This is a genomic window from Brevundimonas sp. C43, from assembly GCF_030732185.1.
Lineage (GTDB): Bacteria > Pseudomonadota > Alphaproteobacteria > Caulobacterales > Caulobacteraceae > Brevundimonas > Brevundimonas diminuta_C.
The window spans coordinates 665,412-677,703 of sequence record NZ_CP132231.1 but is presented as its reverse complement, the minus strand read 5'-3'; the positions used below and the strand labels follow the sequence as shown (position 1 = coordinate 677,703).

The window sequence follows — 12,292 nt, the reverse complement described above, 5'->3', positions numbered from 1 at the left end:
GATCACCCCCCGTTCTACGGCGACGCCGCCCGCCATCGCGCGATGTTGCGACTAAGAACGCACGCCATACCCAACCCAAGCCGATCATAAAATGCCCGTCGCGGTAAGCGGCGGCGATGCGCGCTCGCGCCAAAAACAGACTTTAGGAAATCTCTCAATGCGCTCTCTTTCTCGCCGGGCCGCCGCACCGGCGCTGCTCGCCACCGTCTCGACCTTCGCCCTGCTGAGCGCCGCTCCGGCCTTTGCTCAAGACGCCGAGCCCGTCGCCGATGAGGCGGCGCAGGTGGACGACATCGTCGTGACCGGCACGCGGGTTCAGAACCGGTCGCGCCTCGACACCCTGGCGCCCGTCGATGTCGTGACGTCCGAGGCGTTGCAGACGCGCGGCACCACCGAGTTCGCCACCGCCCTGGCCCAGGCCGTGCCCTCGCTGACCTTCCAGCGGCCGTCCGCCAACGATGGCTCGGACTCGATCCGCCCGATCACCCTGCGCGGCCTGTCGCCGGACCAGACGCTGGTGCTGGTCAACGGCACGCGTCGCCACGCCTCGGCCCTGGTCAACGTCAACGGCGTGGTGGGGCGAGGCTCGGCCGCCGTCGATCTGAACACCATTCCGACCGGCGCTCTGGATCGGGTTGAGGTGCTGCGCGACGGCGCCTCGGCGCAATATGGCTCCGACGCCATCGCCGGCGTGGTCAACCTGCGCCTGAAGGAGGCCTCCAGCGGCGGCGGCGCCAGCGTGACCTACGGCCAGTATTTCACGACGGTGAAGACCGCGCGCGGCGAACGTGACGAGACCGACGGCGGCACCGTCACGGCCTCGGCCTGGCAGGGGTTCTCGCTGGGCGACGACGGCTTTCTGACCCTGTCGGCCGAGTATCTGAACCGCGAGTCGACCAATCGTTCGGACTATGACCCCCGCGCGGCGGCGAACGGCGCGATCACCGCCCGCTTCGGCGACCCGGACGTGGAGCAATGGACCGTTTTCGCCAACGCCGGCAAGGGTTTGGGCAATGGTTGGGAGGCTTATGGCTGGGCCGGTTATCAGGACCGCGACAGCGAAGGCGCCGCCTTCCCTCGCCTGTCCGACAACGTCAACAATGTCGCCTCCATCTACCCGAACGGCTTCCTGCCGAAGGTCGCCATCAATTCGAAGGACGCCTCGCTGGCCGGCGGCCTGCGCGGCGAACTGGCGGGCTGGAATACGGACATCAGCCTGACCTATGGCCGCAACGCCCTGGACTTCCGCACAGAGGATTCGCTGAACTCCACCTACGGCGCGACTTCGCCGACCAGCTTCGATTCCGGCAGCCTGATCTATGACCAGTTGGTGCTGGGCGCCGACTTCAGCCGTGAGTTCGAGGTCGGTCTGTCCGGCGGCCCGCTGAACTTCGCCTGGGGCCTGGAGCAGCGCTGGGAAAACTACAAGATCGAGGCCGGTCAGCCCGAGAGCTACAACCGCGGCCCCCTGGGCGCCAACACGGCCCTGACCGGCGGCGCCCAGGGCTTCGTCGGCTTCCAGCCCTCGAACGCCGTGGATGTCGATCGCGACAACTTCGCCGCCTACGCCGACGTCGAAATTCCCCTGACCGACAAGCTGCGCGTCGAAGGCGCCGTGCGGTTCGAGGACTATTCCGACTTCGGCGACACCCAGACGGGCAAGCTGTCGGCCCGCTATGACTTCACCCCCAGCTTCGCCCTGCGGGGTTCGGTCTCGACCGCCTTCCGCGCGCCGTCTTTGCAGCAGTCCTTCTTCACCTCCACCGCCTCGGTGATCCAGAACGGCGCCGTGGTCGAGACCGGCACCTTCCCGGCCACCAGCACCGTCGCAGCGGCCCTTGGCGCGCGTCCGCTGGAGGCCGAGACCTCGACCAACTATTCGCTGGGCGCCGTGGTGCGGTTGGGACGGTTCGACCTGACCGTCGACGCCTACAAGATCGACATCGACGATCAGATCGTTCTGTCCGAACTGATCAACCGGACATTCTCGGGCCAGGTCGCCGGCCTGCTGGATCCGCAAGGCGTCCAGGCCGCGCGCTTCTTCCTGAACGGCGTCTCGACCTCGACCGAAGGCGTGGATGTCGTCGGGCGTTATCGTCTGCCGACCGACACGCTCGGCGATTTCGACTTCACTGTCGCGGCCAACTTCAACGATGTGTCGGTCAACCGCGTGCCGACGTCCTCCTCGGTACTGAATCCGGTGCCGACCCTGTTCGCCCGCCAGCGCATCCTGACCATCGAAGACGGCACGCCCGACACCAAGGTCTCGGCGTCGACGGACTGGAGCCGGGACAAGTGGGGCGCCACGGTTCGCGCCACCTACTATGGCGACGTGCTGCAACCCGGATCCACGGCGGCGAACGACTACAGCACCGGGGCCAAGACGGTCGTGGATCTGGAAGGCCGGTTCCAGCTCACTGAACGCGTCGGGGTGGCGATCGGCGTGGATAATGTGTTCGACGAATATCCGGACTTCGTGCCGGCGTCGCTGAACTCCAACGGCGTTCTGGGCTTCCCCTACTATTCGCCCTTCGGTTTCAACGGTCGCTACGGCTATGCGCGCCTCAGCCTGAAATGGTGAGGTCGGGCTGATCGTCGGCTAGGCAGGGGCGCTCTGCGGAGCGCCCTTTTCCTTGTTCGCATTACGAAACCTTCAGCTTGACCGTTCGGCTTCGCCCCAGTTGCGACACATATCGCCGTTCAACCTGCGCGCTGCCAGAGGGGGCTTTGGAGGGGACCAGATGAAGACCAGATCGATCGCAGCCGGCGTCTTGGCGCTGACGCTTTTCGCCGGCGCGGCCAACGCCATGACGGTTCAGGAATTCCTGACCACCGCCAACGCCATTCCTCAGAATCCCACCGCCCTGCTGCGCTCGGACACCCGTCGCCTGATGGCCGAGTTCCGCACCGCCGTTCGCACCGTCCGCGCCGAACAGACCCAGGCCAAGGCGGCCGGCCGTCAGCCCGCGACCTGCATGCCGGACAAGGTCGGCTTTTCGCCCAACGCCATCCTGGGCCATCTCAACGCCGTCCCGCAAAGCCGTCGCAACATCAGCGTGACCCAGGCCGTCCGCGAATGGATGGCGCACGACTATCCGTGCGCCTGATCGCCGATGATCTGACCCCATCGGGCATCGGCCGCTCATTTGCGATATTCGCAGGCGGCAGCCTGCTGTTGATCGGCGGGGTTGTCGGGCTTGGCCTATTGGCTCCGGGCGACGGCGTCGTTCCTGACGCACTGGATCGCCTTTCCCCGCTAGTCCTGGCGGCGATTGGGTTAGCCCTGATGACTGTTGAGGCGGGCGTCTTCACGCTGCTTCCGGCCGAACTTTCTAGGCGGTTCTTCAAATCAGTCTGGCCCGGCCTGGCGCTCGGCGGCGGCGCCTATATCGTCGGCATCCATTGGGACAACGGCTGGCTGGGACTGGCGACATCCGCCTGGATCTGGATGATCGTGACGATGGCGTATCTACTGGATCGGCCGCGATCCCTTTTTCGCGCCAGCGTTCAAGCCGTCGGGCTGAAGTGGGTCTTCTGGAGCTTTGCGCTGACCAGTCTTGTGTCGGCCTCCTGATGCGAGCCCATTGAGGAATTCCGGTTCGTCCCCAAGGCGGCGCGATCTGTCCACGGTCCAGGCGGCGTCCGCGTCTGACGCAAGGGCGTGAGAGGGCTAAAGCGTTAATCGATGAACGCCTTCGCCCCCATGCCCTTCTCATCGTCTCCGCTGGACTCCGGCGGCTTCACTTCGATGCCGCACAATCTGGAGGCCGAACAGGCGCTGCTGGGCTCGCTGATGTTCGACAACGCCGTGTTCGAGCGGTTGAACGACCGGCTGCGTGGCTCGCACTTCTACGAACCGTTCCACCAGCGGCTGTTCGACGCGATCGAGGACCATATCCGCCAGGGCCTGCTGGCCGAGCCCACCATTCTGATGGAGCGGTTCAAGCAGGATCCGGCTTTCCAGGAGTTCGGCGGCCTGCGCTACCTCGCCGATCTGGTGGACCGCGCGCCGCCCGCCGCCAATGCGCCAGACTACGCCCGCGTCGTCTATGACCTGGCGCTGCGCCGCGACCTGATCCGCATCGGCGGCGACATGATCAAGGAGGCGCCCAATCCCGAGACGCCCGCCGACGAGCAGATCGAACAGGCCGAACAGACCCTGTATTCGCTGGCCGAGACGGGCAAGCCTTCGTCCGGTTTCGTCAGCTTCTCCAACGCCTTGTCCGGCGCTGTTCAAATGGCGGCCGAAGCGTATCAGCGCGAGGGCAAGTTGGCCGGCCTCGCCACCGGCCTTAACGATCTGGACCGCAAACTGGGCGGCCTGCACCCGTCCGACCTGCTGATCCTCGCCGGTCGTCCGTCGATGGGCAAGACGGCGCTGGCGACCAACATGGCCTTCAACGTGGCGCGCGCCTATCAGTGGGAGCCGACGCCGGAGGGCCGCAAGACGGTCAACGGCGGCGTCGTCGCCTTCTATTCGCTGGAAATGAGCGCCGAACAGCTGGCGATGCGTATCCTCGCCGATGCGTCTGGCGTCTCGTCGGACAAGCTGCGCAAGGGCGAGATCGACGCTACGGACTTCGGCAAGCTGCGCGACGCGGCGGTCGAGATCGGCGAAAGCCCCCTCTACATCGACGCCACCGGCGGCCTGTCCATCTCCAAGCTGGCGGCCCGCGCGCGCCGCCTGAAGCGCATGGAACATGGGCTGGACCTGATCATCGTCGACTATCTGCAGCTGGTCACGACCGGCAATAGCGGCGGCCAGAAGAACCGCGTGCAGGAAGTGTCCGAAATCACCGGCGGACTGAAGGCCCTGGCCAAGGAACTGTCGGTGCCGATCATCGCCCTGTCGCAGCTGTCGCGTCAGGTGGAACAGCGCGACGACAAACGCCCTCAACTATCGGACCTTCGGGAATCCGGCTCGATCGAGCAGGACGCCGACTGCGTGATGTTCGTCTATCGCGAAAGCTACTACCTTGGCCGCGCCGAGCCGCGCGAGGGGACCGAGGAACACCTGCAATGGCAGCAGGATATGGACCGCCTGCAAGGCCAGGCCGAGGTCGTCATCGGCAAGCAGCGCCACGGCCCCATCGGCATCGTCAAACTGGCCTTCGACGCCGACACCGTCCGCTTCGGCAACCTGGCGCACGGCTATGAGGAAGTCAGCTACGAGTAGCGCCTATCCGCCGCCCCGTCGATGCAGAGCGACAGACATTTCCTTGTCAGGAACCGTTACAGGCCGCGCGCATGTCGGCGATGCACTGTTGGCGTTCCGCTCCTGACGGATAGGTGGCCGTGCAATAGGCGATGCCGTCGCGAATGCATTGCTGAGCTGTCTGATAGTAGCTTGTCGGCTGACTTGTCTCGGCGCCGGCAGTCGATCAACCGATCAGGGCGGCTGCGGCGATCACCGAACCCGCAGCAAGACGCGCGGCCGCAGACAAAAACTTCCGCATGGCTTCGTCTCCAAAACCCTCACCGGATTGGCTGGAGCCAGCCGACGATATGCTCATCGCTCGGCGAAACAATCTGAATGATAATTAACGCGCCCTTGAGGTTGAACGCCCGTGAGCGCGCGTTTGACGCCATGAGTCGGTGATCGACGCTTCGGCTCGTCGGGTTTAAAGATGGGGACCGACAGGCGGGAGGGCGCGGGCGTGCGATCAGACGTTTCCAGACGATCGATGCTCGGCGGCGGGGTCGCCCTGACGGCCGCCGCGACAGTTCCCGCCACCGCCGCCGCCGACCTTCCTCCATTCCAGACAGCTGTCGATGCGGCGGTCGGCGCGGCCTTGACCGCCGGCGCCTGCCCCGGCGTCTGTGTGGCGATCTCGCGCGACGGCGCGCCGCCGATGGTGAAGGTCTACGGCCGCGCCAATCTGGAGCTGAACGCGGTGATGACGCCGGGTTCCGTCTTCCGCATCGGTTCGTTGACCAAACAGTTCGCGGCCGCTTGCGTCGTCAAACTGGCGTCCGAGGATAGGGTCGGCTTGGACGAACCTGTCTCCGCCTATTTGCCCATCTTCGCTGCCGTGCCGCGCTTTACACTACGGGAGTTGATGAACCACACCGCCGGCCTCAGCGACGACGCCCAGCCGGTCTGCGCCGCCGATGACGCTGAACCCCGCTCACAAATCGCCTTGGCCGAAAACATCGTCAGACAGACGCGTCTGTTCGACTTCGATCCGGGCTCGGCCTGGCTGTACAGCAACGCCAACTACATCGTTCTGGGGGCTGTGATCGAACAGGTCGTCGGCGCCCCTTTGGCCCAGGCCATGCGCACCCTCGTCCTTGACTCGGTGTCCCTGACGTCCGCCGCCGTGGACGCCGACCGCGACGTCGTGCCCGGCAGGGTCAACGGCTATACGCCGGGCGACACGGCGGGCGCCTTCACCAACGCCGCCCACATCGAGATTTCCGACACCGGCGCGGCCGGCGCCATGCGGGCGACCGCGCCGGATCTGGTGCGCTGGCACGAGGCCTTGCTGTCCGGGCGGATTTTTGAGCGCCGCTGGGTCGAGGAGATGCTTAAGCCCGGTCGGCTGCGCGACGGGCGTCTCAGCGGCGCCAATCGGTTCTCGCCCGCTGACGCCAGCTATGGCGATGTCCAATATGGACTGGGCCTGCTGCTTCCCACGGCCAATGCGCGGGGCCGGTCGATCCTGCACTATGGCTACGTCAACGGCTTTTCCGCCTTTCTGGAAACCTGGATCGACCGAAAGGTGACGGTCGCGGTGTTGTGCAACGGCGACGTCGGCCCTGCCCTGCCGTTCCGCGCCGTCCGCGCCGCCGTCAACGCCTCGCTGGACGGATAGACGACCATTTTGCGCCCGGCTCCCTCTTCCATCGCGCCGAACTTGGATCATAAGGGCGGCATGACCGCCCCCGCCGTCCTCTCCGTCGATCTGAACGCCCTGGCGCGCAACTATCACACGCTGGAGGCCGTCAGCGGCCAGCCGGTGCATCCGGTGGTCAAGGCGGACGGCTATGGACTGGGCGCGCAGGCTGTGGCGGCGCGGCTGATGGCCGAGGGGGCGCGGACCTTCTTCGTGGCGCGAGCGGCGGAGGGCGTGCGACTGCGCGCGGCCCTGAGCGCCGACGGTCCGGTGATCTATGTGCTCGACGGCTGTCACGGCGACGATGCGGCGATGCTGAAGGCGTCGGACCTGCGGCCCGTGCTGAACCATCCGGCGCAGATCCAGGCCTGGCGGGCGGCGGGCGGGGGGACCTGCGGCCTGCAGATCGACACCGGCATGAACCGGTTGGGTATTCGGCCCGAGGACGCGCCCGAGGCCTTCGACGGCCTGGCCTTGGTCCTGACCCACCTCGCCTGCGCCGACGAACCGGCCAATCCGATGAACCGGCGCCAGCGTGACGCCTTCGCGGGCGTGCTGGATCGCTATCCGGGCGTGATCCGCTCGTTCGCCAACTCCAGCGGCTGTTTCCTGGGCCCGGGCTTCGCCTTCGACACCGTGCGCCCGGGCATCTGTCTTTACGGCGGCGGACCGGAGGGGCGTCCCGATCCCCGCATCGCAGCCGTGGCGACCCTGACGGCCGAGGTGCTTCAGGTTCGCGACGTGCCCGCAGGCGAGAGCGTCGGCTATTCGCGCGGCTATATCGCCGAACGCCCGATCAAGGTCGCCACCGTGTCGGCCGGCTATGCCGATGGATTGCTGCGATCCTATTCGCCCAAGGGCGCCGTCTGGATCGGCAACGAGAACCGGCCGCTGCTGGGTCGGGTCTCGATGGATGTCTGCGCGGTAGACATCACCGGCCTGGACGTCGCGGTCGGCGATTCGGTCGAACTGTTCGGCCGGAATCGCCTGTTGGACGACGCCGCGGCCGCGGCGGGGACCATCAGCTACGAGTTGCTGACCTCGATCACCCCCCGCGTGCCGCGCGTCTATTCTCAGTAGCCGGCGCCCATTCCCGCCAGGCCGGCCATGCCGACCGACGCGGCGACGAAGCTCATCGAAATGGCTCCCACGATCGCCGAGATGATGAAATACATCACGACGCCGGCGATCACCGTCACGATGAAATAGCCGACCTTCTTGTCCTCCGGCACCTTCATCAGGATCGGCAGGCCGACGAACAGCAGATAGAAGCTGTACAGGCCCAAGATGGCCAGGATGCCCAGCATCGGGATCAGGCCGAAGACGCCGGCCAGCCAGGCGGCGGTCCAGGAATAGACGGCCAGCTTCATGGCCTGAACCTTGTTGGCCGTTCCGCCGAAGTTCGGCGCCAGCGCATTGATGATCAGTCCCAGCAGGAAGACCCCCAACAAGGACATGCCGTAGCTGACGAGCGCCACGACGATTGCGCCGACGATGGACAGCTTCATGCCCATGATCGGCATCAACTGACCGCCGAGCAGCGAACAGACCGGGCCGATCGCCGCCAGGATCATCGCATAGCGGGTGAACAGGCTTTTGGTCGTGGCGAACTCGCCGTCGATCTTCAGCCATTCGGACTTGGGTTGCAGCAGTATGCCCTTGACCCGTGCGACCAGGGCCGGATCGACAGCGGGTTGGGAGTGGGTCGTCGGATCGGTCATGACAGGCCTCGGCGAGAGAAGATGAGCGGATGTTGACGTTGCGTCGCTTCAAGAAGCAAGGGTGTGCGACACATTCTCAATCCCTCAATATGGCAAAGGTTGCGCCTGCGACCGAAACTGTCGTGAGCCGACCCCATGTCCGGCGCGACCGTTCGATCTGCTAAGGAAGCCCATGGCTCGCGATTCCGCCCTCTATGTCTGTCAGTCCTGCGGTTCGGTCCACAGCAAGTGGTCGGGCCAGTGCGGCTCTTGCGGCCAGTGGAACACCTTGAGCGAGGAAAGCCGCTCGGCTCCGCCGGGCGCGATCAAGCCGTCGGCGGCGGCGTCAGCCCGCACGCGCGGCATTCAATTCGAAACGCTTCAGTCCGACACGCCAGAGCCGCCGCGCATCACGACGGGCGTGGCTGAGTTCGACCGGGTCTGCGGCGGCGGCGTCGTTCCCGGCTCGACCATCCTGCTCAGCGGCGATCCGGGCGTCGGCAAGTCGACCCTGTTGCTGGAGGTCGCGGCCAAGGCGGCGCTGCGCGGTTCGCGCGTGGCCTATATCTCGGGCGAGGAAGCCGTCGAGCAGATCCGCGCCCGCGCCAAACGAATGGGCCTGGCCGACGCGCCGGTCAATCTGGCGGCCGCGACGGCGCTGCGCGACATCTTGGGCACGCTGAAGCGCGAGAAGTTCGACATCGTCATCATCGACTCGGTCCAGACGCTATGGTCCGACGTGCACGACAGCGGCCCCGGCTCGATCACACAAGTCAGGGCTTGCGCGGGCGAACTGGTCCGTCTGGCCAAGAGCGACGGCCCCGCCATCGTCCTGGTCGGCCACGTCACCAAGGACGGCCAGGTCGCCGGCCCCCGCGTCGTCGAACACCTGGTCGACGCGGTCATGACCTTCGAGGGCGAGCGCGGCTATCCGTTCCGCATTCTGCGCGCCGGCAAGAATCGCTTCGGCGCCACCGACGAGATCGGCGTGTTCGAAATGGGCGACAGCGGCCTGCGCGAGGTCGCCAATCCGTCCGCCCTCTTCCTGGGCGAGGGCAAGGAACGGGCGCCCGGCGCCGCCGTCTTCGCCGGGATCGAAGGCTCGCGGCCGGTGCTGGTCGAGATGCAGGCCCTGGTGTCCAAGTCCGCCTATGGCACCCCGCGTCGCGCCGTGATCGGCTGGGAGACGGGGCGTCTGGCCATGGTGCTGGCCGTGCTGGAGGCCCGCTGCGGCTTCGGCTTCGGCGATCAGGACGTCTATCTGAATGTCGCCGGGGGCCTGCGCATCAACGAACCAGCGGCCGACCTCGCGGCGGCGGCGGCCCTGATCAGCTCGGCGACCGGCGTCTCCCTGCCCCAAGGCTGCGTCGTCTTCGGCGAAATTGGTCTGTCGGGCGAGGTCCGCAGCGTCGGCCGCGCCGAGGCCCGCCTGCGCGAAGCGCAGAAACTGGGCTTCGATCAGGTGCTCGGCCCGACTTTGACCGCCAAGACCAAGGGGGTGAAGGTGACATCCGTGACGCGCCTGACGGATGTGGTCGAACGAATCTCGCAGAACCGCTATTAGACCCTGGTAGCAACCGCAGGATCCCGCACGCGTGACCGGATACGACGTCTTCGCCATCGTGGTGATCCTGTTTTCCGTCGCCGCCGGCTGGGTGCGCGGCGGGGTGCGCGAAGTCATCACCCTGCTCAGCGCGACCCTGGCGGCGCTGGTCGCCCTGATCACCCTGCCCTGGACCGCCGGCGTCACGCGCGCCTTCGTCGATCCCGAATGGGCCGGGTCGATCCTCGCCGCCGTCCTGACCTTCTTCGTCGTCTATTTCGGCCTGCGCCTGGTCGGTTCGATGATGTCCAAGAGCGCCAAGGACCATCCGCACCTCGGCGTCATCGACCGCATCTTCGGCCTGTTCATCGGCGGCGTCCGCGCGCTGGTCCTGATCGGCGCGGTGCATCTGGTCATCGTCGCAGCCCTGCCGGGCGAGCGCACGCCGCTTTGGCTCGCAAATGCAGCCCTCTATCCCGTCAGCGCCATGGGCGCGCGGATGAACCAGATCGTCCTGCCCAGCATCGGACGCGGCGCCGACGCCATCACGCCCGTCGTGGATTCGTCCGTACGCCGGGGGTTTTCGAACGACGAAGCCTTGCCCCCGACGCAATCACAGCCTAACTCGCCGCGCGAAGCCGCCCGTTAAGTTCCCCCCGGTCATCGGAGCCCCACGATGCGCCACCATATCGCCGATCCCGTCGTTCACCGCGAGCACTGGCGCGAGCCGGAGGATGACCAGCTCCGTCTGGAATGCGGCGTCTGCGGCGTCTGGGGCGCGGACGAGGACGAGGGCTCTTCCGTCGTCGCGCTGGGCCTTCACGCCCTTCAGCATCGCGGCCAGGAAGCCTGCGGCATCGCCAGCGTCAAGGACGAGCGCTTCTACACCGAACGCCACCAGGGCCTGGTGGGCGAGGCCTTCGGCGGCGCCGACCTCATGACGCGGATGCCCGGCCGCGCGGCCGTGGGCCACACCCGCTACTCCACCGCCGGCGGCAGCTTCCTGCGCAACATCCAGCCGATGTTCGCCGATCTGGACCAGGGCGGCATCGCCATTGCCCACAACGGCAACCTGACCAACTTCAAATTCCTGCACGCCCAGCTGGTCAGCGAAGGCGCCATCTTCCAGTCGACCTCGGATTCCGAAGTCATCCTCCACCTGATCGCGCGCAGCCGCAAAGCCAAGATCGTCGATCGCTTCACCGACGCCCTGGCCCGGATCGAGGGCGGCTACGCCCTGGTGGCTCAGACGCGCACCAAGATGATCGGCGCGCGCGACCCGCTGGGCATCCGTCCGCTGGTCCTGGGCCAGCTGGGCAACGGCTGGGTTCTGGCCTCCGAGACCTGCGCCCTGGACATGATGGGCGCCACCTTCGTGCGCGATGTCGAACACGGCGAGATCGTCGTCATCGACGACAGCGGCCTGCGCTCGCTCAAGCCCTTCCCCGCCCGCGCGGCGCGTCCGTGCCTGTTCGAATACGTCTATTTCTCGCGCCCGGATTCGGTTGTGAACGGCCGCTCCGTCTATGAGGTCCGCAAGGAAATGGGTCGTGGCCTCGCGCGCGAACTGGGCGTCGAGGCCGACATCGTCGTGCCGGTGCCCGATTCCGGCGTTCCCGCCGCGCTGGGCTACGCCCAGGAAAGCGGCATTCCCTACGAAATGGGCATCATCCGCAGCCACTATCTGGGCCGCACCTTCATCCAGCCCAGCCAGGGCGCCCGTCAAAAGGGCGTGCGCATGAAGCACAGCCCCAACAAGTCGGCCCTGGCCGGCAAGCGCGTCGTGCTGATCGACGATTCCATCGTGCGCGGCACCACCTCGCTGAAGCTGGTCCGCGCCGTGCGCGCCGCCGGCGCGACCGAGGTCCACCTGCGCTCGGCCAGCCCGCAAATCCTGTTCCCCGACTTCTACGGCATCGACATGCCCGAGCGCGCCCAGCTGCTGGCCGCCAACAAGACGCTGGAAGAGATGCGCGACATGCTGGAGGTCGATTCGCTCGGCTTCCTGTCCATCGACGGTCTGTATCGCGCCATGGGCGAGACGGGCCGCAACAGCGCCGCGCCCCAGTTCACCGACCACTATTTCACCGGCGACTATCCCACCCGCCTCTTGGATCGCGAGATCGAGGAAGGCGGACGCGAGTTCGGCGCCAAACAGCTGTCCTTGCTGGTCAGCGCCTAGGGCGAAACCTGGTTGCGCGGGCCTTGGCTTC

General features: G+C 66.6%; 10 protein-coding genes. 9 read left to right on the top strand and 1 reads right to left on the bottom strand.

Features of this window, described 5'->3' with window-relative positions; all coding sequences use genetic code 11:
- The first annotated feature begins 157 nt into the window (after positions 1 to 157).
- From Q9R14_RS03345 to alr, 6 genes are all read left to right on the top strand, one after another.
- Complete coding sequence (locus tag Q9R14_RS03345) at positions 158 to 2,581, top strand: TonB-dependent receptor (RefSeq protein WP_306003496.1); 2,424 nt, start codon at positions 158 to 160, stop codon at positions 2,579 to 2,581.
- A gap of 160 nt (positions 2,582 to 2,741) precedes the next feature.
- Entirely contained in the window at positions 2,742 to 3,107 is a 366-nt protein-coding gene (locus Q9R14_RS03340; protein WP_295239354.1) for a hypothetical protein, read from the top strand.
- Complete coding sequence (locus Q9R14_RS03335) at positions 3,098 to 3,574, top strand: hypothetical protein (RefSeq protein WP_306003495.1); 477 nt, start codon at positions 3,098 to 3,100, stop codon at positions 3,572 to 3,574. The genes Q9R14_RS03340 and Q9R14_RS03335 overlap by 10 nt, the downstream gene beginning before the upstream one ends.
- A 111-nt stretch (positions 3,575 to 3,685) precedes the next feature.
- A complete protein-coding gene (locus Q9R14_RS03330; protein ID WP_091746147.1) occupies positions 3,686 to 5,176 on the top strand; it encodes a replicative DNA helicase in 1,491 nt (496 codons plus the stop codon).
- A gap of 481 nt (positions 5,177 to 5,657) precedes the next feature.
- Positions 5,658 to 6,815, top strand: coding sequence for a serine hydrolase domain-containing protein (locus tag Q9R14_RS03325; RefSeq protein WP_306003494.1), 1,158 nt, complete (start codon positions 5,658 to 5,660; stop codon positions 6,813 to 6,815).
- Between the two features lie 60 nt (positions 6,816 to 6,875).
- Positions 6,876 to 7,916: an alanine racemase gene (gene alr, locus Q9R14_RS03320; protein WP_306003493.1), complete on the top strand. Its 1,041-nt coding sequence runs from the start codon at positions 6,876 to 6,878 to the stop codon at positions 7,914 to 7,916.
- Here the strand turns inward: alr and Q9R14_RS03315 are convergent.
- Positions 7,910 to 8,557, bottom strand: coding sequence for a Yip1 family protein (locus Q9R14_RS03315; protein ID WP_017506575.1), 648 nt, complete (start codon positions 8,555 to 8,557; stop codon positions 7,910 to 7,912). The two genes, alr and Q9R14_RS03315, sit on opposite strands and share 7 nt — an antisense overlap.
- 172 nt (positions 8,558 to 8,729) lie before the next feature.
- On the opposite strand from Q9R14_RS03315, the gene radA reads away from it, so the two are divergent.
- From radA to purF, 3 genes are read left to right on the top strand one after another with little or no spacing between them, the layout of a single operon-like run.
- The gene (gene radA, locus Q9R14_RS03310; RefSeq protein ID WP_306003492.1) at positions 8,730 to 10,100 is read left to right on the top strand and encodes a DNA repair protein RadA; all 1,371 of its coding nucleotides are present in this window, start codon (positions 8,730 to 8,732) and stop codon (positions 10,098 to 10,100) included.
- A 31-nt stretch (positions 10,101 to 10,131) separates the two neighbouring features.
- Positions 10,132 to 10,728, top strand: a complete 597-nt coding sequence (locus Q9R14_RS03305) for a CvpA family protein (protein WP_306003491.1) — start codon at positions 10,132 to 10,134, stop codon at positions 10,726 to 10,728.
- Between the two features lie 27 nt (positions 10,729 to 10,755).
- The gene (purF, locus tag Q9R14_RS03300; protein ID WP_306003490.1) at positions 10,756 to 12,261 is read left to right on the top strand and encodes an amidophosphoribosyltransferase; all 1,506 of its coding nucleotides are present in this window, start codon (positions 10,756 to 10,758) and stop codon (positions 12,259 to 12,261) included.
- Positions 12,262 to 12,292: the final 31 nt, after the last annotated feature.